Genomic DNA, 22,484 nt, shown 5'->3' on the forward strand with positions numbered 1-22,484 from the left:
TTTCGAGAAAGGGAGATGGTAGCCGAGACGCGCCCTAAAACCAGAAGCGGCGCCCGCTACCCGGCGTTTACCCGTAATTTGCGTATAGCAAGCATACTTGCTGTTGACAAATATTCGTGTGACGCCGATCATCGTCCCATCCCCTCACAGAACACTTAAGCGAGACGACAATGGCAAAGGCATTTGCATCCCAGGCCGACCTGGAAGTCAAGAAGATCACCTTCACGCAGCTTTCCGAGAACGCCTACGCGTACACGGCGGAAGGCGATCCGAACTCGGGCGTGATCATCGGCGACGACGGCGTGCTGATCGTCGACACGACGGCCACGCCCGCAATGGCGCAAGACCTTATCGAGAAAATCCGCAGCGTCACCGACAAGCCGATCAAGTACGTCGTCCTTTCGCACTATCACGCGGTGCGCGTGCTGGGCGCGTCGGCGTATTTCGCGGAGGGCGCGCAGCAGGTGATCGCGAGTCGCGGCACGTACGAGATGATCGTCGAGCGTGGCGAGCAGGACATGAAATCCGAAATCGAGCGCTTTCCGCGGCTTTTCGCGGGCGTCGAAACGGTGCCGGGCCTGACCTGGCCGACGCTCGTCTTCGAGAAGGAAATCACGCTGTGGCTCGGCAAGCTCGAAGTGAAGATCGCGCATCTCGGCTCGGGCCACACGAAGGGCGATACGATCGTTTGGCTGCCGTCGCAGAAAGTGCTGTTTTCGGGTGACCTGGTCGAATACGATGCCGCCTGCTATTGCGGCGACGCGCAACTCGAACAATGGCCGACGACGCTCGAAGCCCTGCGCGCGCTGAACGCCGAGAAGCTCGTACCGGGGCGCGGCCCCGCGCTGCTGTCGCCGGCGGACGTGAACAAGGGCATCGACTACACAAAGGACTTCGTGACGACACTCCTGCAGGCGGGTCGCGAAGCCGTCGAGGAGAAGCTCGATCTGAAGGGCGCGATGGCGCATACGCGCAAATCGATGGACCCGAAGTTCGGCCAGGTGTTCATCTACGAGCACTGCCTGCCGTTCGACGTCTCGCGCGCGTTCGACGAAGCGAGCGGCATCACGCATCCGCGCATCTGGACCGCGCAGCGCGACAAGGACATGTGGGCCGCGCTGCAGGACTGAGCCTCCTTAGTCAAATCACCGCGAACGGCGCCCGCCGTTCGCGTCCCTCTTCAATTCAATCCACGGCGCATCAGACGCCGGCCATCCTGTTCCTGGAGTGAGACATGTCGAAGCCGATCAGTACGGCGACGGTCCCCGTGACCGCCGTCGCGGATGAGGACGACCTGCTGTTGCGCAAGGTCGCCTGGCGAATCATCCCGTTTTTGTTTCTTTGCTACGTGGTGTCGTTTCTCGACCGCATCAACATCGGCTTCGCGCAGTTGCAGATGAAGCACGATCTTGGTTTCAGCGACGCGATGTACGGCCTCGGCGCCGCCGTGTTCTATATCGGCTACGTGATGTTCGAGGTGCCGAGCAACCTCCTGCTCGCGAAATACGGCGCGCGCCGCACGTTCACGCGGATCATGCTGCTGTGGGGACTTGCCTCGGTCGGGATGATGTTCGTCTCGACGCCCGGCCACTTCTATTTGCTGCGTTTCATGCTTGGCGTGTTCGAGGCGGGTTTCTTTCCGGGGATCGTGCTGTACCTGACCTACTGGTTCCCGGCGAGCCGGCGCGCGGCGGTGCTGTCGGTGTTCTTCGCGGGCGTCGCGGTGGCGGGTGTGTTCGGCGGGCTCGTGTCCGGCTGGATCATGCGCGACATGGGCGGCGTGCTCGGCCTCTTCGGCTGGCAATGGATGTTCGCGATCGAAGGCGCGCCGGCCGTGCTGCTCGCCTTCGTGGCGCTCGTCTATCTCGTCGATTCGCCACGCCACGCGAAGTGGCTTACGCCCTTCGAGCGTGATCGGCTGGAGACGCTCTGCGCCGAAAGCCACGCCGCGCCAAACGCTCACGATTCGCACAGTCTGCTGGACGCGCTGCGCAATCCGCGCGTCTATCTCTTCGCGTTCATCTATTTTTCGCTGACGTGTGCTTCGCTGACGCTGAGCTTCTGGATGCCGCTGATGATCCGCGATTTCGGCATCAAGGACGTCGTGTCGGTGAGCTTGTATTCGGTCGTGCCGAATGCGATCGGCGCGGTCGGGCTGATTCTGATCGCGCGCCATTCCGACCGCGTGAAGGAGCGCCGCAAGCACTTCGCGTTCTGCACGATCGGCGGCGGCCTCGCGCTCTCGGCGCTCACGCTGCACCTGCCGAGCTTCCCGGCGATGCTCGCGATCCTCTCGGTCGCCTGCGTGCTGATTTTCGCAGCGCTGCCGATCTTCTGGTCGGTGCCGCCGAGCTATCTGACGGGCAAGACCGCGGCGGCCGGCATCGCGTTCATCAGCAGCATCGGGATCACGAGCGGGATCGTGAGTCCGTGGGCCATCGGCCAGATTCGCACGACGACCGGCAGTATGGATCTCGCTGTCTATCTGCTTGCCGGATTGTTGCTGTTGAGCGGACTTGCGCTGATGCTGGGTGTCGCGAAAGAGCCTTCCAAGCGCGGTTTCTAGCGTGCGCCCGCGCCCGCCATCGCGCGGAACGTTTCGGGCTTCGCGAAGGCGAGGTATTGCGCCTGCATCTCGGGCGTCAGGCATTCGATCAGCGTGACGTTATCGATCCACAGTTCGATCACATCGAAGAAGTGATTGCCGCGCGTGCAGCGCACGGCGCGCCAGCCTTCGCGCGCGCCGATCGCGATCACGTCTTCCGCCGGCAGCTTCGTCGCGACGGCGAGGTGGAATGCGCTGTAGCCAGCCGGTGGCGCGTCGCCGGGGATGGAGTCGACGTCGCCCGGATGCAGGACGCGGTCGGCCGGATACACCTCCAGCACGGTGCCGCGCTCGTCGCCCGCCACCGCCATCCACGATCCGGGAAACGCCGGAAAGGGCGCGGCGAACCCGCCCCACAATTCGGCGATTACGCCGGCGGCGTGCTCGGGTTGGCGCGCGGGTATCGATGCGTGGAAGATCATCGCGATGCTCCGTTCCTGGGCTCGGCTTTCTAACATAGCACCATCGCGCGCAAACGGCTCACGCTTCGCTCGCGAACCGTCGGATGTCTGCATTCAGGCGCTCCGTGTGGCTCAGAAAGACTCCATGCGGCGCGCCTTCGTAGACGACGAGCCGCGCGTTCGGCACGAGCGCGGCCGTTCGGCGGGACGTCAGTTCAAGCGGATTCGATACGTCGTCGTCGCCTTGCACGACGAGCGTCGGCAAACCGAGCGCCGCCAGTTCCGCGCGGAAATCGCCGCCGTTGATCGTCTCGTAGCACTCGTGCAGCGCAAGCGGCGACGTGCGCAACGCCATCTCGCAAATCCACTCGATTATCGCCTCCGATACGTCCGGCCCCGCGAACGGCCGCGCATTCTCGGCGAGCCAGCGCGGATAGTCGGTGGCGAGATCGCGCTGGAAGGCGTCGACGTGGGCGCGCTCGATGCCGTCGGGATTGTCCGGCGTCTGCGCGAGCATCGGCAGCGTCGCGGCGATCAGCACGAGCCGCGCGACGCGCGCCGTTCCGTGGCGCGTGACGTGGCGCACGGTTTCGGCGCCGCCCATCGAATAACCGACGAGCGTGACGTCGCGCAGGTCGAGGGATTCGATGACGGCGGCGATGTCGTCGGCAAGGGTATCGTAGTCGTAGCCTCGGCCCGGGTCGCTCGATCGTCCGTGGCCGCGGCGGTCGAATGCGACGCAGCGAAAGCCCGCGCGCGTGAGCGGCAGCATCTGGTAGGCCCACATATCGCTCGGGAGCGAGTAGCTGCCGACGAAGACGATCGGCCGGCCTGTGCCCCAGTCGCGATAGAAGAGTTCGACGCCGTCGCGCGTCGTGACGAAGTTGGGGCGGGTGATTGCGTTGGCAGGCATGTCGTTCTCCTCGATCGAAGCGGTTAAAGTCGCACGGCGTCGGGCCGTTCGATGCTTTCATCGTCGCAATTCGCGGGAGGGAGAACAATTACGCGGGAGGTAAAGCGCGGGCGAATCCCGACAATCCAAAATTGACACGCTAGACTATCCAGGCATCGACGAACCATCGCCGATGCGGCCAAACCGACCTTACAACCTGGACTGTCAGATGAAAGCTTTCGCTAAAAAAAGTGTTGCCGTTTTGCTTCTCGCTACCTTTGCCGTTTCGACTGCGGCGCTTGCCAAGTCGACGCATCATCATCACAAGTCCACGCACGCCAAGCATGTGAAGCACGAAGCGCATTGATGCGTTAAGGCTTCGGCCGCCGCTCGCGTCGTTCGCTGCGAGCGGCGGTCAGAAAACTCAATCGTCCTCGCTCGAATAGAGTTTGCAGCGTGCGCCGCCATCGATGGAACCGCGCATGTCGATCTGCACACGGCGTGCATTCGCGCCGCACGGTCCGCTGTCGTAACTCGTGCGCATCGCGGACGGCGCCACGCTCGCCAAGCGCATGTTTTGATCCGCTGCCGATTCGTGAAGCAACGCCTGACTTGCGGCACCCGCCGATGTCGCCGATTCCCCCGATACGGAAGTCGACGCCACGACGATCACACCACCGCAAAGAATGATTTTCCACATGACTCGCCTCGCGTAGAAGAGAAGGGCCGGGGCACACGTTTTGCTGCGTCGCAACACAAAATTGCCCCGTTCATAATTGCCTGTCAAGTTCGCGAAAAAAACGTCGCGGGCAGCGCGGAGCGGCCGCATGAAGCGAACGACCGCACGATTTCGAGGCCGATTCATGCGTTATCTGGACGATTTCCGTGCCTGGTCGGCGACCGTGACGGGCCGCCACGCGCGGACCTGGTCCGCGTTTCTCGATGCGCTCGCGCGGCGCCGTCCGGCGTGGATGTTGTCGCTGGCGTTTGCCGAAGCGAACCTGTCGGAAGGGTTGCGCGCGGCGTGCGCATCGACGGCGATGCTCCTGCTTGGTCAGTTGATGCACGAGCCGGATTTTTCGTACGCGGCGATCGGCGCTTTCTGGACCTGTCTCGCCGATGCTGCGGGCACCAGCCGCATGCGCTTCGCCTCGATGACGGCGTTCGCGTTCCTCTCGACGCTCTGCGGCGGGCTGACCGCGTGGGCGTCCGGACTCGGCGCGGCGCCCGCGACAGCCGCGGTGCTGGTCTTTTCGACGCTCGGCGCGGGGGCGCGCATCTTCGGCGCGGCAGCGTCGCAAGTGGCGATTCTCGGCGCGACGGCGTGCGTCGTGATGGTAGACCGGCCGATGCACGGCGGCGTGGACGATGCGCGCTTCCTGCTGCTTTATTTCCTCGGCTGCGCGTTCGCGACGCTGCTCAGTTTCACCATCTGGCGTATCCATCCCTTTGGCCCGCCCCGCGCTGCGCTGCGCGCGGCGTACCTGCGTCTCGCCGACATGGCGCGCGACTGCGCCCGCCTGCTCGAAAGCGATGACGCCGATGCAGCGCAATGGGCCGCCCATGCGTCGACGTTCCGGGGCCAGGCGCGCGGCGCCGTGGAAACGGCACGCGCGGCGCTCGGCAAAATGCCGTCGGCGCGCACGGACCGGCGCCGCACCTATGGCGATCTGCTGATTGCGCTCGCCAACAGCGAGCAGATCTTCGCGTACCTGATCGCCGTGACCGACGCCTGCGAGCGCAGCCGCGACACGCTGCCGAATCCCCGTCGAGCGGCGCGCGCGTTGAACGGCATCGCAGCGACGCTGCAGCGCCTCGCCGAGATCGTGACCGGCGAAACCGGAGAACTATCGACGGAACCGCACGAGCGCCTGCACGCGCTCGGCAAGCGGCTCGACGCCGCGATCGGCGAGCGGACGTCGCTCGAATTCTGCACGGAGCCGGCCGAGGTCGAAGCGGCCGCGCCGCTCAAAGACTGGCGCGCCGCGCTGCTGAGTGTCCTGCGGCGCGCGGGCGAAACGGTAAAGGCGAACGCGTCGATCGAATCGATCGGGATGCGGCATGCTGCGCGCGTCGGCGTGGCGACGACGCTCGCGTTCCTCATCGTCCGCGCGCTTCAGGTGCCGTTCGGCTACTGGGCGACGATGGCGACGCTGCTGATTCTCCAGCCATCGCTAGCGACGAGCTGGACACGCAGTGTCGAACGCGCGGCGGGCAGCGTCGCCGGCGCGCTGTTCGCGGCCGGACTCGGGCTGTTCGTGCATACGCCGCTCGCGATCTCACTCTTTGTCTTCCCGCTCGTCTGCGCGACGATGGCGTTGCGCACCGTCAGCTATGCGCTCTTCGTGTTCTTCATCACGCCGAGCTTCGTGCTCGTCGCGGACTTCGCGGCGAGCGTCGGCGCGGGCGAATTCGTGCACGCCGCGACGCGGCTCGGCAACAACGTGCTCGGCTGCGTGATCGCGCTCGCGGCGACGTTTCTCCTGTGGCCGAGCCGCGAGCCCGCCAGCTTCGACGACAAGCTCGCCCGCGCGATCAGCGCCAATCTCGCTTACCTTGCAGCGGCACTCGCGCGGGCCCGCATCGCCGACGCCGAAATCGAACGCGCGCGGCGCGCGGCGGGGCTGGCGAGCAATAACGCGGAGGAGACGCTGGCGCGCCTGCGGCTCGAACGGCTGAATACGTCCGCGACGGAGGAATTCGGCTCGACCGCGCTCGCGCTGTTGCGGCGCATCGCGGGGACGGCGACGCGCGCGAGGCTCACCGTCGGCGTCGCAACGACCGACGAGCGTCTGGTCGCCTGGGTGCGCGCGGTCGCGCACGCGCTCGATGCAAGGCTCACCGCCAACGAACGCGCTGAAGCACTGCGCACGTTCCCGACAACGCGTCTCACGCGTTTGGAAACCGACGCGGTGAATCAGGTGATCGTGTTATCGAACCTGCTGGAGCAGGCTAAGCCTCATCCGCCTTCAGGGCTTCAATCACGAAGTCGATGAACGCCCGCACTTTTGCCGCAGGCAAGTGGCGTGACGGATAAAGCGCGTAGAGCCCAAACGACTCGCCCGTAAAGTTGCCAAGCAGTTCGACAAGGCGGCCTTTATCGATCAGTGCCTGCACGCCGCTCGCCTTGATACGCGCGATACCCGCGCCCGCGAGACACGCGCCGAGCAACGTTCCCGCGTCGTTCACGAGGAGACGCCCCGACGTCTTCGCGGGAATGACCTTGCGCCCCGACTTGTATGCCCATTCGAGCGGCTGCCCCGTCACCGTGCTGCGCATCTGGATGCACGCGTGACCGGCGAGATCGGCGGGCGTTGCAGGCCGTCCGTGCTTGCGGATATACGCGGGCGACGCGACCGTCACGGTGCGCGTATCGAGCAATTTTCGTGCGACGAGCGTCGATGCGGGCGGCTGTCCGAAGCGCACGGCAATGTCGAAACCTTCGGCGATCAGGTCGCCCAGTTGTTCACGCGACGCGAGTTCGAGCGAAATCTCCGGATAGCGGTCGAGGAACTTCGCGATGTGCGGAGTGAGCATCCGTCGCGAGAAAAACGGATCGACGTTCACGCGCAGGCGCCCACGCACCGCTTCCGACGATCCCGCGGTGAGCGTCATCGCATCGCCGATGCCGGCGATCAACGGGGCGATGTCTTCGTAGAGACGGCGGCCTTCGTCAGTGAGGGCGACGGAGCGCGTCGTGCGGTCGAAGAGGCGCACGCCTATGCGCGACTCCAGCCGGCCGAGCGCGCGGCTCACGCCGGAAGGTGTCAGGCCCAGCGTCTCGGCGGCGCGCGCGAAGCTGCCGCTTTCCACGATCGCCGCGAGAACGCTGACGTTCGCGAGCATCCGTCCATCGAAATTCATGTTCATCACTCGTGATTCGAAGTCACTAATTATGTGACACGCAGTCGATTCCATCAACGATCGATGGCGCCTATGATGCACTCAATTACCCAAGGAGAAAGACCCCATGTATGCAATCACAGGCATTACCGGACAAGTCGGTGGGGCGCTCGCGGAAGCGTTGTTGGCGGCGCAACAGGACGTTCGGGCCGTCGTGCGCGATGCGCGCAAGGGCCACGCATGGACCGCGCGCGGCTGCGAACTCGCACTCGCCGATATGTCCGACGCGGCGGCGCTGACAAAAGCGTTCGAAGGCGCCGATGGCGTCTTCATTCTCCCGCCGCCCGAGTTCGATCCGGCGCCGGGTTTTCCGGAAGCGCGCGCCGTCATCGACGCCGTGAAGACCGCGCTGGAAGTGGCGCGTCCGGGCAAGGTCGTGTGTCTTTCGACGATCGGCGCGCAGGCCACGCAATCGAACCTGCTGACACAACGCACGCTGATGGAACGCGCCTTCGCCGGTCTGCCGATGCCGGTCACGTTCCTGCGTCCCGCGTGGTTCATGGAGAACGCCGCGTGGGACGTGGCGCCCGCGCGCGATACGGGCGTGATCGCGAGTTTTCTGCAACCGCTCGACAAACCCGTGCCGATGGTCGCGACGGCGGACATAGGACGCGTCGCCGCGCGGTTGTTGATGGAGGATTGGAGCGGCCATCGCATCGTCGAACTGGAAGGACCGCAGCGCGTGACACCCAACGACATTGCCGCGACGTTCGCGCGCATCCTCGGTCGTCCGGTGCGTGCGGAAGCCGTCGAGCGCGAGACATGGGGCACGCTCTTTCGTTCTCAAGGCACGAGAGATCCGATGCCGCGCATTCAGATGCTCGACGGCTTCAACGAAGGCTGGATCGCGTTCGAACAGGACGCGGCCAATATCGTGAAGGGCGATACTGGCCTCGAGTCTGTGTTGCGTGGTCTTGTCCAGCGCGCGCAATGATCACGAACTCATATGCAGCGTCCCGTTGACGCCCGCCGGGAAGAACCCGCCCTTGGTGGCCGACGCGCTCGTGAGATACACGATGTTGAGCACGTCGCCGGGGCTGCGGCTGAACGCGAGGCCGTTCTGATCGAGCGGGACGATGTTGGCGATGTCGGGCGTCGCGCCGACGATGCCCTGATCGTCGTCGACGGTGTTGTCGAGACTGTCGCGTGCGTCCGAAATCGCGCCGGCGGCTGTGCGCAGGCTCGGCGTCTGCAGGCCTTTGGCGTAGAGCGTCGTGCGCACGATGCCCGCGTGATACGCCTCGGCTGCGAGGATGCCGGCCGCCGCTTCGAGATACGTCTTGTTCGTGATCAGTGGCGACGCGCCCTTGTACGCGGTCACGCCGACATCCTCGAAGATGAACGCGCCGAGCAGGAAGTTGTTGTCATTCAGGTACGGATTGAACGCGACGCCCGCGCCGACCAGTCCCGCCGCGCGAGCCGCCGTCGAGAACGCGCCGTTCGGATCGATGCCGCCGATATCGATCGCCGGTTGCGCCACCGCCGAGCCGCCCAACGCCGTGCGCAGGAAGGCGACGTGCTCCATCTCGTCGCGCGCGATCTCCTTCGCGTACTGCGCGACGAGCGGGTCCTGGAACGGCACCTGCGATCCGCCGATCACGGCGCCCTGCGTGCCTTGTCCGCCGAGCATGCCGGCGGGCAGCCCCGCGCCCGTCACCGCGTACGCATAGAACTGCGCTTCCAGATATTCGAGGTTGAGCGCGAAGTTGAGGATCTCTTCGTCGGTCGGCGTGGTCGTGCTCGCCATCACGTTATTGCCCGAGCCGCCCCCGCACGCGCTGATCAGCGTGCCGCCGATCAGACCCAGCCCCAGGCCGCCCGCATTGCGAAAGAACTGCCGGCGTTGCGCGCGCCGCTCACCGCGGCGGTCCATCACACCCATCAGCACCGATGCATCGTTCATGGTCATCTCCTTCATGGATTCGCTGGTTGTAGGCATGCCTGCGAAGCAGCGCGCTCTGGGGACAAGAGACGGCCTTGCGCGATAGGACGATGGGACTCGCGGGCGTGAAGCGGCATCGGTCGCGAACGTGCGCGAGCTTGCGTGCCGCATTCAGATGCAGTTACGAGCGCGCGATCCGGACGGATGCACGGCGATGGAGAAATAGTTAGGCGGGGGAAAGACTTGCCGAAGCGAGCGGGGGTTTCGGCAAGCGTTACGGTGCTTTATCGGCGTTTAGCCCAGAACTCACGCTGCACGCGCAGCACTTCCTCTTCGACCTCGGCCACCGGCCCGATCAGATCGACGGGCTTCTGGCAGTGATCGAAGACATAGCGCGACGCGACGCTCATCGTCGGATTCTCGGCGTGGTCGCCGGTGGCTTCGAGCAGGCGCGCTTCGGTCATGCCGAACACAACGCGGCCGATGTTCGCCCAGTACGCCGTGCCCGCGCACATGCAGCACGGCTCGACGGTCGTGTAGAGCGTGCAACTCCACAAATACCCTGGCGTGAAGTTGAGCGCCGCAACGCGCGCCAGCACCGACTCGGCGTGATTCACCGTATCGACGTTGCCTTGCTCCATCAGCACGCTCTCCTGATCCGGTCCGACGAGGATCGCGCCGAACGGATGATGACCCATCAGCGTCGCGCGCTCGGCGACGGCGCTCGCGTGCCGCAGATGCCGCACGATCTGCTCGCGCGTGGGCGCGAGGCCTTGCGCGGGCCAGGTGTCATTTGCGATGGAACGCGTGTCGATGCTCATAAGGTTCGCTCTCTGCCGGGCCGATGAAGAACGGTCAGTCTACCTTCTTCGCAAACACGACTTCGCCTGTTTCGAGCAGCGACTTGAGGTTCGAGAGAATGCGCGGCCATCCGCCCGACACGGCGTGGATGAGCTTCGAATCGGCGCGGTCGATCGAATGGGTGATGGTCAGCTTCGTCGCGCCATCAACGGGTTCGATCTCGTACACGCAGCGCGAGAATCCTTCGGCCGCCAGTTCCGGCTTGAACTCGTTGCGCCATTTCAGCACGAGACGGCGCGGCGGATCGCTCTCCAGGACTTCGCCCGCATCGGCGATGCGGCCGTCCTCGAAGACCATGCGCCACGACGAGCCGGACTTCCAGTCGCTCTCCTGATGCATGCCGAACCAGTATTGCTTCACGAATTCGGGGCTCGTCAGCGCGGCCCATACCTTCTCGGGCGTGGTGCGGATGAACGTGACGTAGACGAATGTGGAAGTGGGCACGTCAGTCATGATCTTCTCCTTCGAGGGTCTTCTTGAGGTCGGACAGGGCGCTGAGTCTCGGACGTTCAAACTTGCCGATCCAGCGCTCGGCGATCTCGTTGATCGGAACGGGATTGATGAAATGCAGCTTCTCGCGGCCGTGGCGCTGGCACGCGACGAGGTTCGCTTCTTCAAGGATCGCGAGATGCTTCGTGACCGCCTGACGCGACATGGCGAGCCCCTGACACAGATCGCCGAGCGTCTGGCCATTTCTCGCGTGCAGCCGGTCCAGCAAGAGCCTGCGGCTTGAGTCCGCGAGAGCACGAAACACCGCGTCGTCGTTCATGGAATCATCATGCAACCATTTGGTTGCATGTCAAGCGGAACGTGATGTATGCCTGATTTCGCGGGCGCTGATAATCTGCGATGTCACGCTCGTCGTCGAAAAGGTGGGCCACGCCATGAACCACGCACCGATTCCGTTTTCACTGCGAGTCGCCGATGAAGACATCGCCGATTTGAAGGCACGCCTCGCCCGAACGCGCTTTCCGGATCAGGCGCCCGGCGACGCCTGGCAGTTTGGCACCGACGTGACGTATCTGCGCGATCTCGTCGACTACTGGCGTGACGATTTCGACTGGCGAGCGCAGGAAGCCGCGCTCAATGCGTTTCCGCAATTCGAGGTCGGGCTGCACGGCATCCGTCTGCACTACCTTCATATCGAAGGCAACGGCCCCGCGCCGATGCCGCTTCTGCTTCTCCACGGCTGGCCCGGCTCGGTGTTCGAATTCCTCGAAATCATCCCGCGTCTCACCGACCCCGCACGCTTCGGCGGCGATCCGCGCGATGCGTTCACGGTCGTCGTGCCGTCGTTGCCGGGGTACGGCTTGTCGTTCAGCCCGAACCAGCCGCGCTTCGACGTCCCCGCAATGGCCGACTGCGTCTTCGACCTGATGCGCGACGTGCTCGGCTACGAGCGCTTCGGCGTGCAAGGCGGCGACTGGGGCGCAGCGGTAGCGAGCCGTCTCGCGTACGCGCGCGCGGACGCGATTATCGGCGTGCATGTGAACCTGCTGTCGGCTGTGAGCCGCGATCCCGCCGCCTATCCGAACCCGACCGACGACGAGCGCCGCTACCTCGACGAACTCGCACGCTGGACGCAGGAAGAGGGCGGCTACATCGCGATCCAGGGGACGCGGCCGCAGTCGCTCGCGTTCGGTCTCACCGATTCGCCGGCCGGGCTCGCGGCGTGGATCGTCGAAAAATTTCAGGCGTGGTCGGATTGCGGCGGCGAACCCGAGCGCGCGATCAGCCGCGACCGCATGCTCGCCGATATCGCGTTCTACTGGTTCACGGGGTCGATCAACGCGTCGTTCTGGCCATACTACGGGCGGTTGCACGGCGCGGTCATCCTGCCGCCGGGCGACACGATTTCGGTGCCCGCCGCGCACGCCGCGTTCCCGCGCGAAATGATCCGGCCACCGCATTCGGCCGCCGAGCGCGTGTTCACCGATCTTCGCCAGTGGACCGTCATGCCGAAGGGCGGGCACTTCGCGGCGCTGGAGCAGCCGGAATTGCTTGCCGATGATGTGCGGACGTTCTTCGGAACGTTGCGTTAGGGTCGGGCCGGTGTTCGGGCGCGCTTGCAAATAGCGCAATTGAAAACGCGCCGCCGACCGGCATTCATGGGAGAGGCACATGAAGCGAATCGTGGTAATCGGAGCGGGTTTCGCGGGACTGTGGAGCGCGGTCGGTGCGGCGCGCAAGCTCGATGAACTGCATGTGAGCGCGGACGACGTGGAGGTCGTCGTCGTGAATCCGACGGCATATCACAGCATTCGCGTGCGCAACTATGAGTCACGGTTGGACGAAACGCTTGTACCGCTTGCCGACGTGTTCGATCCGATCGGCGTTCGTCTGATCGAAGGGGCGGCCTCGCAAATCGACACGGCTAACCGCCGCGTGTCGGTCGATTCCACTGAGCCGCTCGAACTCGACTACGACCGCCTCGTGTTCGCGGCAGGCAGCACGCTCGTGCATCCCGCGATACCGGGCCTCGCCGACTACTCATTCGACGTCGATACCTATGCCAGCGCCTGCAAGCTCCAGGCGCATCTGCACGGGCTTGCGTCGCGCGCGGCGCCGGCGGGGCGCTATACGGCCGTGGTCGTCGGCGCGGGGCTGACGGGCGTCGAACTCGCCGCCGAATTGCCAGCGCGGCTCCGCGGCATCGTCCCGGAGGCGGATCGTCAGGCGATCCGCGTGATCCTCGCCGACCGCTCGCCGAAAATCGGCCAGGCGATGGGCGGCGCGCAGCCCGTGATCGAACGCGCGATGCGCGAGCTGGGCGTCGAGCTGCTGCCGGGCGTATCGCTCAAATCGCTCGATGCCGATGGTGTCGAGTTCAGCAACGGCGAGCGCGTCGAGGCCGCGACGGTCGCGTGGTGCGGCGGCATGCGCGCGAGTCCGCTCGCGGCGCAGTTTCCGGTCGTGGCGGACGGGTTCGGCCGCGTGCCCGTCGATGTGTTCCTGCGAGTGGAGGGCGTCGCCGGCGCGTTCGCGGCCGGCGACTGCGCGTGGCTGCCGATCGACGGCATGAGGCCCTCGGTGATGTCCTGCCAGCACGGCCGGCCGATGGGGCGCTACGCCGGGCACAACGTCGTCTGCGATCTGTACGGCCTGCCGATGCTGCCGCTGCGGATCGACTGGTACACGACGATTCTCGACCTCGGTCCGTGGGGCGCGGTCTACACGGAAGGGTGGGACCGCCACCTGGTATCGGAAGGCGAGGCAGCGAAGCGCACCAAGCAGACGATCAATTGCGATCGCATCTACCCGCCGCGCACGCGCGTGCGCGAGGACATTCTGCAAGCCGCCGCGCCCATCGTGCAGACGCCGCCGAAGACGATGCGCGCGCAATAGGCATCGGGCATCGGGCGTCGCGGTTGCTGTCGATCCGTGGGACTACATGGCCGCGCGGCGCAAGTCAGGAAGACGCTTACTTAGGCGTTGTATTTTTGTAAAAAAGTGTTGTAAATGCGAATCAGTTTCATCTATGATTGCGCTCGCCATCTTCGTTTCACCTACCGCTTTCAACCACTGTTAATTCACGCGCTACGAGCGATGACGCCCAGCTATTCCAAGGCTGCGCGGCGTACGCCCCTGCTCGACCAAAAAAACATGCAGACTTCTTCCGTCGCCAGCCGTCTGGCGTTTGTGCGCGCCACACGCCGTACTCCGTCGCTTCTCAGTGCCGCGCTCATGGCGAGCGTGGGCATTTCGCTCTCGACGCTCTCATCCGCCGGCTGGGCGCAAGACGCCGCCGCCGCAACGACCGCCGATTCGACGACGCTGCCCGCCGTGAGCGTCACGGCATCGCGCGAGAGCGCCGTCGTGCCGACCGACACGGTCAACGCCGGCGCGCTGGGCTCGCGCAAACAGGTCGATACGCCGTTTTCGACGGTCGTCGTGTCGAGCGAAGAGGGCGAGGACATGTTCGCGACGACCGCCAACGACCTCTTCAAATACGACCCGGCGGTGTCGAACATCAGCAACAACGCGATCGCCGAGAACGCGATGTTCACCGTGCGCGGCATCCCGATCGATACGCTGAACGGCATCAAGGTCGACGGCCAGAGCTTCCCCTCGTGGGACACGGACCTGTCGCTCGAACCGTTCGAGCAGGTGCAATTGTTGAAGGGCCTGTCGGGCTTCATGTACGGCTTCGGCGCGCCGGGCGGCATCGTGAACTACGTGCTCAAGCGCCCCACCGACGACCCGTATCGCAGCGTCTCGATCGGCTATCAGTCGGCGGGCGTGTTCAGCGAGAAGATCGACGTGGGCGGGCGCGTCGGCACCGACAAGCGCTTCGGCTATCGCGTGAACCTCGTGAACGAAGAGGGCAACACGGCCGAGGCGAACGGTCATCTGCGTCGTCAGGTGGCATCGGGTGCGTTCGACTTCCGCATCACGCCGGACCTCGTGCTTTCCGCCGATGCGTTCTATCAGAAGCGCAAGACCAACGGCACGCTGTTCGGCCTGCTGTTCGGCTCGGGCCTCGGCATTCCCGATGCGAGCCAGGTCACGCACCAGTTGACGCAACCGCAGAACTGGTACGAGACCGAGATGGCGTCGTTCGGCGCGGGCCTCGACTATCGCCTGAGCGAGAACTGGCACGCGAGCCTGAAGTATCGTTTCGCGAAGGAAAACCGCTACAACTCGGACAGCCTACTGTACGTGTTCGATAGTGCCGGCAACTACTCGAACACGCTGTACGCGGCACTCACGCGCTACTTCTACCAGAACGTCGACGCGATGGTGCAGGGCCAGTTCTCGACGGGCAGTATCAAGCACGATGTCGTGTTCGGCGCGGGCTATCAGGCGCAGGTCAGCGAGTACGACAACAGCGAAGGCTGGAACGTCGGCTATCCGCTCGGCGAGAGCAACATCTACGGCAGCACGCTGCTGACGAACGATGCCGTGCACATCGGCGGGAACCTGTATCGCCAGTCGCTCACGACGCAGACCGCCGTCTATGCCAGCGACACCCTGCAGTTCAGCTCGCGCTGGTCCGCGCTGCTCGGCTTGCGCTACACGCAGTATCGCCAGCACACCTACGATCCGACGGGCGCGGTAGCGTCGCAATACGATGCCAATCCGGTCACGCCGACCGTCGCGCTGATGTTCAAGACCGACCCGTATTCGACGGTCTACGCGAGCTATGTGGAGTCGCTGGAGCAGGGCGGGTCGGCGTCGAACACGAACGTCAACTTCCCGGCGCAGTTCGGGCCGCTGAAGAGCAAGCAGTATGAAGTGGGCTTCAAGACCGATCGTCAGAAATGGGGCGCCAATATTGCGCTGTTCCGCGTCGATCAGGGCTATAACTACACGAACTCGCAGAACGTATACGTGCAAAGCGGCACGAAGCGCTACACCGGTCTCGATGCAAGCGGCTGGGTTCAACTGGCGAGCGACTGGCGTCTGCTCGGCGGCGTGATGTGGCTCAACACGAAGGCAGTCGATGTCGACGATCCGACGATCGAAGGCAACCGTGTCTACGGCGCGCCGCGCTTTACCGCAACGGGCCGGGTGGAGTACAACCCGTCGTATCTGCGTTCGCTGACGGTGGCGCTGGGCGGGAAGTACGTCGGCAACATGGCCGTCGATGCCGCGAATACGCAGTACGTGCCGGGCTATGTGATCTATGACTTGAGCGGTCGCTATGACACGCGGATCGCGGGCAAGGACGTGACGCTGCGCGCGGGTATCAACAACCTGCTGAATCGTCGCTACTGGACGACGGCGTGGGGCTACTACGTGGTGCCGTCGGCGACGCGGACGGCGGTGGCGAGCGCTACGCTGCAGTTCTGAAAATGATCGTGTGACAAAGGCGTGCGGGCCTGCTCGCACGCTTGTTCATCGACACCGCTCCAACGCCTTCACAAACCGCTCGTCCCCGAGATAAGCGACATTGAACCGGCACCACTTCGAAGTGCCATCCGCATGCGCGGAGAAGATGGTCCCCGGTGCCAGAATCACGTTGTGCTCCAGCATCTTTCTCGCGAGTTCGATCGAATCGTCGTGCCCGGGCAGCGCAGCCCAAAGATAAAGACTTTGCTCGCTGACCTTATAGATCTCCGCTCCCAGCTTGCCGAGCGCGACAACGCCCGCCGCCGTCGCACGCCTGAGCCGCTCCTGCAACCGATTCGTATGGCGCAGGAAATGCCCGTCGCTGACGATGGCATCGAGCGTGCGTTCGCAATACTCCGAACTGCTCACGTGAATCAGCATCTTCACATCGGCGAGATCGCTTGCGAGATGCGCATCGCACGCGAGGAATCCCACTCGTAGCGCCGCGGAAACCGACTTCGAAAAGCTCCCGATATAGATCGTGCGCCGCAACTGATCGAGCGCGGAAATCCGCATGGCCGAGCGCGGCTTGAGATCAGCGAGTGCATCGTTCTCGACGACGATCAGGTCGTGCGCCTCCGCCAGTTGCAGGATGCGATGCGCCTTGGCGGCGCTGGTATCGGTGGCGGTGGGATTGTGTCCGACCGATTGCGTGAAAAAAAGCTTCGGCCGATGCGTTTTGAGCTTTTCCTCCAGCACAGCGATATCGGGCCCGTCGATCCCGCGCGGCACGCCGACGATATTCGCCCCGCTCAGCTTGAGCTTGCCGAAGAGCGCGTAATACCCCGGATCGTCGACGAGCACGGCATCGCCCGGCCGCACGAAATAGCGGACGACCATGTCCATCGCCTGATTGGCGCCGTGCGTCATCACGATCTGTTGCGGCGCCGCTTCGATCTCGTAGCCCGCAAGCTTTTGCTGCAGATGCTGCCGCAACGGCAGATACCCGAAGCGGCTCCCATAGCGAAACAGCGATGCGACCCCCGTACGCACCACGCGCTGATGAAAGTGGTCGAGCCGCGTCTCTTCGAGCCATTCGACCGGTGGAAATCCTTCGCCGAGATTCAGCACACCGGGCTTGCTCTGCAACTGCTCGCGCATCAGCCAGACAGAATCCATCGCGCGATCGAGCGTGCGCGTGTCCTCGTCGTGCTGCGGCGCCTTGCCCGCGCTCGCGACGAAAAATCCCGCGCCGCGACGCGGCTCGATCAGGCCGTTCGCCGCCAGCGCATCGAATGCGCTGATGACGGTGTTTTTCGAGCAGCCATTCGCCTCAGCATATTCCCTAATGGAGGGCAGCTTGTCGCCGGCGCGCAAGAGGCCTTCGGCGATCTGTCTGCTCAAATTGTCCGCCAGCACGCCAGACAGGCTCTTCCTCTCGCCGCGCATGATCTCGAATCCTCCCGATGAACGTGTCACTGTTTTGGGTACAGTACGTAGACTGTCTTCCTGAATTGTACCTTTCAAGTGGGTACAGTCAGCCTATTATTCGCTCAACCGCCGAGTGCCCGCAAGTCCCGCCGGCACGGCGCCCAAAATCAGGAGAGGAAGACACATGATCGATTCGAAGCTGCCGAACTTCCGGGCGATGTCGCCTGCGGAACGACTCGGGCACATCGCGCGCGCCGTCGAACTGGACGATGCCGAACATGCGCTGCTGGCGAAGCCCGGCGCGCTATCGCTCGAGACGGCGAACGGCATGATCGAGAACGTGATCGGTACGTTCGAATTGCCGATGGCTGTCGCCGGCTACTTTCAGATCAACGGCCGCGACGTGCTCGTGCCGATGGCGGTCGAAGAGCCGTCGATCGTCGCGGCGGCGTCGTATATGGCGAAGCTGTCGCGGGAGGCCGGCGGCTTTCGCACATCGAGCACCGGCCCGCTGATGCGCGCGCAGGTGCAGGTGATCGGCGTGACGGACCCGTACGGCGCGCGCCTGTCGATCCTCAAGCATCGCGATGAACTCGTCGAACTCGCGAACGCCCGCGACAAGGTGCTGATCGGGCTCGGGGGCGGCTGCCGCGACATCGAAGTGCACGTGTTTCCCGACACACCGCGTGGCGCGATGGTGGTCGCGCATCTGATCGTCGACGTGCGCGACGCGATGGGCGCGAACACGGTCAACACGATGGCGGAGTCGGTGGCGGGACGCATCGAGGAAATCACGGGCGGCAAGGTGCGGCTGCGCATCCTGTCGAATCTCGCCGACTTGCGCCTTGCGCGCGCCCAGGTCCGCTATTCGGCCGAGACACTGAAGACGAAAGAGTATTCGGGCGAAGACGTGATTGCGGGCGTCGTCGATGCGTGCCTCTTCGCGGCGATCGATCCGTATCGCGCGGCGACGCACAACAAGGGCATCATGAACGGCATCGATCCCGTGATCGTCGCGACGGGCAACGACTGGCGCGCGGTCGAGGCGGGTGCGCATGCATACGCGAGCCGCAATGGGCGCTACACGTCGCTCACGACGTGGGAAGTGGCGAACAACGGCGACCTCGTCGGCACGATCGAGATGCCGATGCCGGTCGGACTCGTCGGCGGCGCGACCAAGACGCATCCGCTCGCGCGCCTCGCACTGAAGATCATGGACGTGAAGTCGGCGCAGGCGCTCGGCGAGATCGCGGTTGCAGTCGGGCTCGCGCAGAACATGGGCGCGTTGCGCGCGCTCTCGACCGAAGGCATCCAGCGCGGCCACATGGCGCTGCACGCGCGCAACATCGCGCTCGCGGCGGGCGCGACGGGCGGCGACGTCGACTGGGTCGTCAGGAAGATGGTGGCCGCGAAGAACGTGAGCGTCGACTATGGCATGAGCCTGCTGCAGGGGCCGCGCGATGCGTGATGCCGCGTTGATGCCTGCGCGCGTGTGCATCGTCGAAGTCGGTCCGCGCGATGGCTTGCAGAACGAGCCGTCGCCAGTATCGGCCGAGGTGAAGGTCGGCTTGATCGAGCGCCTGATCGATGCGGGCGTCACGTATGTCGAGGCCGCTTCGTTCGACTCACCGAAGTGGGTGCCGCAGATGGCCGACGGCGCCGATGTGCTCGCGCGCATCGGTCGCCGCGAAGGCGTGACGCTCGCCGCGCTCGTGCCCAACATGAAGGGACTCGAAGCGGCGCTGCAAGCGGGCGTCGAAGAGGTAGCGGTGTTCGCGGCAGCATCGGAGACGTTCTCGCAGAAGAACATCAATTGCTCGATCGATGAAAGCCTCGCGCGCTTTGCGCCGGTGATCGCGGCGGCGCGCGAAGCGGACGTGCGGGTGCGCGGCTACGTGTCGTGCGTGCTCGGCTGTCCGTTCGAAGGCGCGATCGATCCGCATGCGGTCGCGCGCGTCGCGCGGCGTCTCTTCGAGATGGGATGCTACGAGATCAGCCTCGGCGACACGATCGGCGCGGGCACGCCGCACAAGACAAAAGCGCTGATCGATGCGTGCATGGAAAGCATTCCAGTGACAGCGCTGGCTGGGCATTTCCACGATACGTGGGGCATGGCGATTGCCAATGTGGCCGCGGCGCTCGCACGCGGTGTCGCGACGTTCGACAGCTCGGTTTCCGGCATCGGCGGCTGTCCGTATTCGCCGGGGGCGACGGGCAACGTCGCGACGGAGGACGTCGTCTACCTGTGCGAGGGGATGGGTATCGAAACCGGCATCGATCTGTACAAGCTCGCCGATGCCGGCGCGTTCATTTCGCAGGCGTTAAAGCGCGAGACGTCGTCGCGTGTCGCGCGTGCGATCGAAGGAAAGCGCCATCGTGAGACGTGCGGTACTTGAAGACAAAAGCCCGCGTCTTCGCGGGCACCGATAACTCCACAAGGAGGAGACGATGGAACAGCGCAGGGTCAGGCAAGACGGCTATCAGCTCGTCGAGATATGGGGCGATACCGTCGATACGCGGCATCTCGCGTGGTCGGTCGCGATCGGCATCGTGGTGAGCCTTGGGGCGTTTTTCGTGGCGAGCCGCGTGCTCGCGGCATACGTCCACGATCCGGCGATGGCGCGCGCCTACGCGATGCTCGTCGGCCTCGGCGGCTGCCTTGTCGCGGGCGTCATCTGCGCGAGGCTTTTCAAGCCGAAACGCGAGGTGATAGAGGAAGCGATCGGCACGGGCGGACGCGAGGAAGTACTGGCGCAACTCGCGGCGGAAGCGGGCGGCCTGGGGCGCGTGGCGGACCTGCCGCCTGCGGTTGTAGCCGAGATGAAGGAACTCGGCCTGTACGACCTCTTCGCCGATTACGAAAAACACGACGTGGCGCCCGATACGAAAACGCCCGTTCTTCACGCCAGCCGCGAAGGAGTGATCTGATGGAACATCTGCTTTCGCAATTCATCGTCGCGCTCTCGATGGGTTTGATCGGCGCGATCGTCTTCTCGGGCATCGGCCTCATCTCGGGCACCGACGAGACCACCACGCTCGCGCCGCTCACGTTGCTCGTGGTGCTGCTCGGCGTGCCGCCCGTCGGCGTGTTTTCGTTCTTCATGGCGGGCGCCGTGTCGAAGCACATGACGCACGCGATCCCGACCGCGCTGCTCGGCATTCCCGGCGACACACTTGCCACGCCGCTCCTTCAGCAAGCGACGATGCTGCGCAATCTCGGCGTGCCGCACATCGCGTTGCGCAAGATGATCTCCGGCGCGATCGTCGCGGCGTTCGTCGCGGTGCCGCTCGCCGTGCTCTTCGCCGTGCTGCTCGCGCCGTTCGGTCCGACGATCACTAAGGCCGCGTCGTGGGTCTTTCTCGCGGCGGCGCTTGCTATTGCGTACTTCTCGTCGGGACGCTGGGCGTCGGTGCTGCTGCTCGTGCCGTTCGTGCTGGTGATCGTCGGCTTGCAGGCGCTCACCGGCAAGTATGGCGTGAAGCTGAGCGTGAGCTACTTTCTCGGCATCGCAATCGGACCGTTGATCGCCGACCTGTTCTCGATCCTCTCTCCCGCCGACCGTGCCCGTATGAAGCGCGAGCGCGTGCGCACGTTCTCGCTCGCCCCGGATGTGAAGAGCTGGAGCGGCTACTTTCCGAACCCGCTGAAGGTGCTCGACAAACAGCAGCGCGGCTGGGTCGCCGCGACTGCCGCGATCTCGAGCGCGACGTTCGTATTCAGCCCGGTCGCGATGACGGTCGTGCTCGGCGAGCTCGTCGGGTCGCGTGTGAAGCATGCGTATCACCGGCTCACCACCGTGATTTCCGCACGCAATGGCGTGACCGAAGCGACGTATATCGCCGAGGCGCTGATTCCGCTGATCGCGTTCGGCTTGCCGCTGAGCCCGGTGGCCGCCGGTCCCGCCGCGCCGTTGTTCAACGCACCGCCGCGCTTCTTCGTCGATTCGGCGACCGGGCAGATCAACAACCTGCACACGCTGATGACGACCTGGGAGTTCCTCGGTTATGGTTTGCTCGCCGTCGTGCTGGCCGCGCTGATCGCGTACCCGCTGTCGATGCATTACGCGCATCGCGCCGCGTCGTTCGTCGCGCGCAAGCTGAGCCACGAAGCGATCATCGCGACGTTCGTCGGGCTGATCGTCGTGATCAGCGTGTGGGAAGGGCAACTGCTCGGCCTGCTGGTGATCCTGACGGTGGGCCTGCTCGGCGGCTTGCTGTCGCGCAACTTCGGGTTCAATACCGGCGTGCAGTTCATGGGCTACTACACGGCCGTGCTCAGCGTGCCTGCGTTGATCAAGGTGATTGGAGGGTGAAGCGCGGCTTGCGCTGCAGTCGTCGCGCAAGCTGTGGACAAAAGATGCTCGAATATAACGGCCGTGCGATAACGAACATCACCGATCTTAAGTCTCAACTTTTGGACTGCATCGGCCGTAAACAAGGGCATGGAACACGACAACGACATGCCTGCGGGTGCCTACGAAATGGCGATTATCGATGCGGATATCCGGCACGTCCGCTCGGCCATGCTGCGCTCGCTCGGCGATCAATCCGGCAATCCCGCGCTCGGCGCCGAGTACTGGCGGCGCCGCCTGAATCAACTAATGAGCGTTCAGCACTTATCGAGGGCGCATCTGCGGCAGGTGGATGCGCTGCTTGCCATTCTCGATTGCGGCGCCGGACGATGAATCCATGAAGAACGGCTCGCGTGCGATCGTTTGGTAGCATGCAGCCTTTCTC

Annotated in this window: 22 protein-coding genes; 13 read left to right on the forward strand and 9 right to left on the reverse strand. The window is 64.6% G+C overall.

Annotation, left to right across the window (positions count from 1 at the left end; genetic code table 11):
* Positions 1-170 precede the first annotated feature (170 nt).
* Entirely contained in the window at positions 171-1,130 is a 960-nt protein-coding gene (locus tag AWB65_RS10515; protein WP_087667093.1) for an MBL fold metallo-hydrolase, read from the forward strand.
* 104 nt (positions 1,131-1,234) lie between these two features.
* A complete protein-coding gene (locus AWB65_RS10520) occupies positions 1,235-2,566 on the forward strand; it encodes an MFS transporter (protein WP_087667094.1) in 1,332 nt (443 codons plus the stop codon).
* Here the strand turns inward: AWB65_RS10520 and AWB65_RS10525 are convergent.
* Both AWB65_RS10525 and AWB65_RS10530 read right to left on the reverse strand, forming a co-directional pair.
* Entirely contained in the window at positions 2,563-3,027 is a 465-nt protein-coding gene (locus AWB65_RS10525) for a hypothetical protein (protein ID WP_087667095.1), read from the reverse strand. The genes AWB65_RS10520 and AWB65_RS10525 overlap by 4 nt on opposite strands.
* A 58-nt stretch (positions 3,028-3,085) precedes the next feature.
* Positions 3,086-3,919 (reverse strand): alpha/beta fold hydrolase, encoded by an 834-nt coding sequence (locus AWB65_RS10530; RefSeq protein WP_087667096.1) that lies wholly within the window; start codon positions 3,917-3,919, stop codon positions 3,086-3,088.
* A 208-nt stretch (positions 3,920-4,127) separates the two neighbouring features.
* Here AWB65_RS10530 and AWB65_RS36315 point away from each other — a divergent pair, with 208 nt between their 5' ends.
* Positions 4,128-4,265 carry a hypothetical protein gene (locus AWB65_RS36315; RefSeq protein WP_159907597.1) on the forward strand — a complete coding sequence of 46 codons (138 nt, stop codon included), beginning with the start codon at positions 4,128-4,130 and terminating at the stop codon, positions 4,263-4,265.
* A gap of 57 nt (positions 4,266-4,322) precedes the next feature.
* Here the strand turns inward: AWB65_RS36315 and AWB65_RS35530 are convergent, their stop codons facing one another.
* On the reverse strand, positions 4,323-4,598 hold the full coding sequence (locus AWB65_RS35530) for a hypothetical protein (protein ID WP_125474108.1): 276 nt from the start codon (positions 4,596-4,598) through the stop codon (positions 4,323-4,325).
* A 163-nt stretch (positions 4,599-4,761) separates the two neighbouring features.
* On the opposite strand from AWB65_RS35530, the gene AWB65_RS10540 reads away from it, so the two are divergent.
* Positions 4,762-6,894: an FUSC family protein gene (locus tag AWB65_RS10540; protein ID WP_087667098.1), complete on the forward strand. Its 2,133-nt coding sequence runs from the start codon at positions 4,762-4,764 to the stop codon at positions 6,892-6,894.
* On the opposite strand, the gene AWB65_RS10545 is transcribed toward AWB65_RS10540, so the two are convergent.
* Positions 6,851-7,762, reverse strand: coding sequence for a LysR family transcriptional regulator (locus AWB65_RS10545; RefSeq protein WP_087667146.1), 912 nt, complete (start codon positions 7,760-7,762; stop codon positions 6,851-6,853). The genes AWB65_RS10540 and AWB65_RS10545 overlap by 44 nt on opposite strands.
* Before the next feature lie 106 nt (positions 7,763-7,868).
* Here AWB65_RS10545 and AWB65_RS10550 point away from each other — a divergent pair, with 106 nt between their 5' ends.
* Positions 7,869-8,735 (forward strand): NmrA family NAD(P)-binding protein, encoded by an 867-nt coding sequence (locus AWB65_RS10550; RefSeq protein WP_087667099.1) that lies wholly within the window; start codon positions 7,869-7,871, stop codon positions 8,733-8,735.
* On the opposite strand, the gene AWB65_RS10555 is transcribed toward AWB65_RS10550, so the two are convergent.
* The 4 genes from AWB65_RS10555 to AWB65_RS10570 all read right to left on the reverse strand — a co-directional run bounded on the left by AWB65_RS10555 (position 8,736) and on the right by AWB65_RS10570 (position 11,313).
* Positions 8,736-9,704 (reverse strand): ferritin-like domain-containing protein, encoded by a 969-nt coding sequence (locus tag AWB65_RS10555; protein ID WP_087667100.1) that lies wholly within the window; start codon positions 9,702-9,704, stop codon positions 8,736-8,738.
* Between the two features lie 263 nt (positions 9,705-9,967).
* Entirely contained in the window at positions 9,968-10,504 is a 537-nt protein-coding gene (locus AWB65_RS10560) for a nucleoside deaminase (protein ID WP_087667101.1), read from the reverse strand.
* Positions 10,505-10,538: 34 nt separating this feature from the next.
* Positions 10,539-10,988 (reverse strand): SRPBCC family protein, encoded by a 450-nt coding sequence (locus AWB65_RS10565; protein ID WP_087667147.1) that lies wholly within the window; start codon positions 10,986-10,988, stop codon positions 10,539-10,541.
* Position 10,989: 1 nt separating this feature from the next.
* Complete coding sequence (locus tag AWB65_RS10570) at positions 10,990-11,313, reverse strand: ArsR/SmtB family transcription factor (RefSeq protein ID WP_087667102.1); 324 nt, start codon at positions 11,311-11,313, stop codon at positions 10,990-10,992.
* 115 nt (positions 11,314-11,428) lie between these two features.
* Between AWB65_RS10570 and AWB65_RS10575 the strand changes: the two genes are divergently transcribed.
* The 3 genes from AWB65_RS10575 to AWB65_RS10585 all read left to right on the forward strand — a co-directional run bounded on the left by AWB65_RS10575 (position 11,429) and on the right by AWB65_RS10585 (position 16,337).
* On the forward strand, positions 11,429-12,586 hold the full coding sequence (locus AWB65_RS10575; RefSeq protein WP_087667148.1) for an epoxide hydrolase family protein: 1,158 nt from the start codon (positions 11,429-11,431) through the stop codon (positions 12,584-12,586).
* 79 nt (positions 12,587-12,665) lie between these two features.
* Positions 12,666-13,889 carry an NAD(P)/FAD-dependent oxidoreductase gene (locus AWB65_RS10580; RefSeq protein WP_087667103.1) on the forward strand — a complete coding sequence of 408 codons (1,224 nt, stop codon included), beginning with the start codon at positions 12,666-12,668 and terminating at the stop codon, positions 13,887-13,889.
* 258 nt (positions 13,890-14,147) lie between these two features.
* A complete protein-coding gene (locus tag AWB65_RS10585) occupies positions 14,148-16,337 on the forward strand; it encodes a TonB-dependent siderophore receptor (RefSeq protein ID WP_087667149.1) in 2,190 nt (729 codons plus the stop codon).
* Between the two features lie 45 nt (positions 16,338-16,382).
* Here AWB65_RS10585 and AWB65_RS10590 read toward each other — a convergent pair whose 3' ends face one another.
* Positions 16,383-17,765: an aminotransferase-like domain-containing protein gene (locus AWB65_RS10590; RefSeq protein ID WP_087667104.1), complete on the reverse strand. Its 1,383-nt coding sequence runs from the start codon at positions 17,763-17,765 to the stop codon at positions 16,383-16,385.
* Positions 17,766-17,931: 166 nt separating this feature from the next.
* Between AWB65_RS10590 and AWB65_RS10595 the strand changes: the two genes are divergently transcribed.
* The 5 genes from AWB65_RS10595 (at position 17,932) to AWB65_RS10615 (ending at position 22,432) form a co-directional block, all read left to right on the forward strand.
* A complete protein-coding gene (locus AWB65_RS10595) occupies positions 17,932-19,215 on the forward strand; it encodes a hydroxymethylglutaryl-CoA reductase, degradative (RefSeq protein ID WP_087667105.1) in 1,284 nt (427 codons plus the stop codon).
* A complete protein-coding gene (locus tag AWB65_RS10600) occupies positions 19,208-20,143 on the forward strand; it encodes a hydroxymethylglutaryl-CoA lyase (protein ID WP_235007575.1) in 936 nt (311 codons plus the stop codon). Before AWB65_RS10595 ends, AWB65_RS10600 begins: the two co-directional genes overlap by 8 nt.
* A gap of 52 nt (positions 20,144-20,195) precedes the next feature.
* Entirely contained in the window at positions 20,196-20,675 is a 480-nt protein-coding gene (locus AWB65_RS10605) for a hypothetical protein (RefSeq protein WP_087667106.1), read from the forward strand.
* The gene (locus tag AWB65_RS10610) at positions 20,675-22,060 is read left to right on the forward strand and encodes a tripartite tricarboxylate transporter permease (protein WP_087667107.1); all 1,386 of its coding nucleotides are present in this window, start codon (positions 20,675-20,677) and stop codon (positions 22,058-22,060) included. Before AWB65_RS10605 ends, AWB65_RS10610 begins: the two co-directional genes overlap by 1 nt.
* A 129-nt stretch (positions 22,061-22,189) precedes the next feature.
* On the forward strand, positions 22,190-22,432 hold the full coding sequence (locus AWB65_RS10615; RefSeq protein WP_087667108.1) for a hypothetical protein: 243 nt from the start codon (positions 22,190-22,192) through the stop codon (positions 22,430-22,432).
* Positions 22,433-22,484: the final 52 nt, after the last annotated feature.

It is taken from the genome of Caballeronia humi, from assembly GCF_001544475.1.
Lineage (GTDB): Bacteria > Pseudomonadota > Gammaproteobacteria > Burkholderiales > Burkholderiaceae > Caballeronia > Caballeronia humi.

What these genes read in the sequence shown, in the direction of transcription:
- AWB65_RS10515 (WP_087667093.1), top strand. Translation starts at nt 171, where the DNA reads ATGGCAAAGGCATTTGCATCCCAGGCCGACCTGGAAGTCAAGAAGATC.
- AWB65_RS10520 (WP_087667094.1), top strand. Translation starts at nt 1,235, where the DNA reads ATGTCGAAGCCGATCAGTACGGCGACGGTCCCCGTGACCGCCGTCGCG.
- AWB65_RS10525 (WP_087667095.1), bottom strand. Translation starts at nt 3,027, where the DNA reads ATGATCTTCCACGCATCGATACCCGCGCGCCAACCCGAGCACGCCGCC.
- AWB65_RS10530 (WP_087667096.1), bottom strand. Translation starts at nt 3,919, where the DNA reads ATGCCTGCCAACGCAATCACCCGCCCCAACTTCGTCACGACGCGCGAC.
- AWB65_RS36315 (WP_159907597.1), top strand. Translation starts at nt 4,128, where the DNA reads ATGAAAGCTTTCGCTAAAAAAAGTGTTGCCGTTTTGCTTCTCGCTACC.
- AWB65_RS35530 (WP_125474108.1), bottom strand. Translation starts at nt 4,598, where the DNA reads ATGTGGAAAATCATTCTTTGCGGTGGTGTGATCGTCGTGGCGTCGACT.
- AWB65_RS10540 (WP_087667098.1), top strand. Translation starts at nt 4,762, where the DNA reads ATGCGTTATCTGGACGATTTCCGTGCCTGGTCGGCGACCGTGACGGGC.
- AWB65_RS10545 (WP_087667146.1), bottom strand. Translation starts at nt 7,762, where the DNA reads ATGAATTTCGATGGACGGATGCTCGCGAACGTCAGCGTTCTCGCGGCG.
- AWB65_RS10550 (WP_087667099.1), top strand. Translation starts at nt 7,869, where the DNA reads ATGTATGCAATCACAGGCATTACCGGACAAGTCGGTGGGGCGCTCGCG.
- AWB65_RS10555 (WP_087667100.1), bottom strand. Translation starts at nt 9,704, where the DNA reads ATGAACGATGCATCGGTGCTGATGGGTGTGATGGACCGCCGCGGTGAG.
- AWB65_RS10560 (WP_087667101.1), bottom strand. Translation starts at nt 10,504, where the DNA reads ATGAGCATCGACACGCGTTCCATCGCAAATGACACCTGGCCCGCGCAA.
- AWB65_RS10570 (WP_087667102.1), bottom strand. Translation starts at nt 11,313, where the DNA reads ATGAACGACGACGCGGTGTTTCGTGCTCTCGCGGACTCAAGCCGCAGG.
- AWB65_RS10575 (WP_087667148.1), top strand. Translation starts at nt 11,429, where the DNA reads ATGAACCACGCACCGATTCCGTTTTCACTGCGAGTCGCCGATGAAGAC.
- AWB65_RS10580 (WP_087667103.1), top strand. Translation starts at nt 12,666, where the DNA reads ATGAAGCGAATCGTGGTAATCGGAGCGGGTTTCGCGGGACTGTGGAGC.
- AWB65_RS10585 (WP_087667149.1), top strand. Translation starts at nt 14,148, where the DNA reads ATGCAGACTTCTTCCGTCGCCAGCCGTCTGGCGTTTGTGCGCGCCACA.
- AWB65_RS10590 (WP_087667104.1), bottom strand. Translation starts at nt 17,765, where the DNA reads ATGCGCGGCGAGAGGAAGAGCCTGTCTGGCGTGCTGGCGGACAATTTG.
- AWB65_RS10595 (WP_087667105.1), top strand. Translation starts at nt 17,932, where the DNA reads ATGATCGATTCGAAGCTGCCGAACTTCCGGGCGATGTCGCCTGCGGAA.
- AWB65_RS10600 (WP_235007575.1), top strand. Translation starts at nt 19,208, where the DNA reads ATGCGTGATGCCGCGTTGATGCCTGCGCGCGTGTGCATCGTCGAAGTC.
- AWB65_RS10605 (WP_087667106.1), top strand. Translation starts at nt 20,196, where the DNA reads ATGGAACAGCGCAGGGTCAGGCAAGACGGCTATCAGCTCGTCGAGATA.
- AWB65_RS10610 (WP_087667107.1), top strand. Translation starts at nt 20,675, where the DNA reads ATGGAACATCTGCTTTCGCAATTCATCGTCGCGCTCTCGATGGGTTTG.
- AWB65_RS10615 (WP_087667108.1), top strand. Translation starts at nt 22,190, where the DNA reads ATGGAACACGACAACGACATGCCTGCGGGTGCCTACGAAATGGCGATT.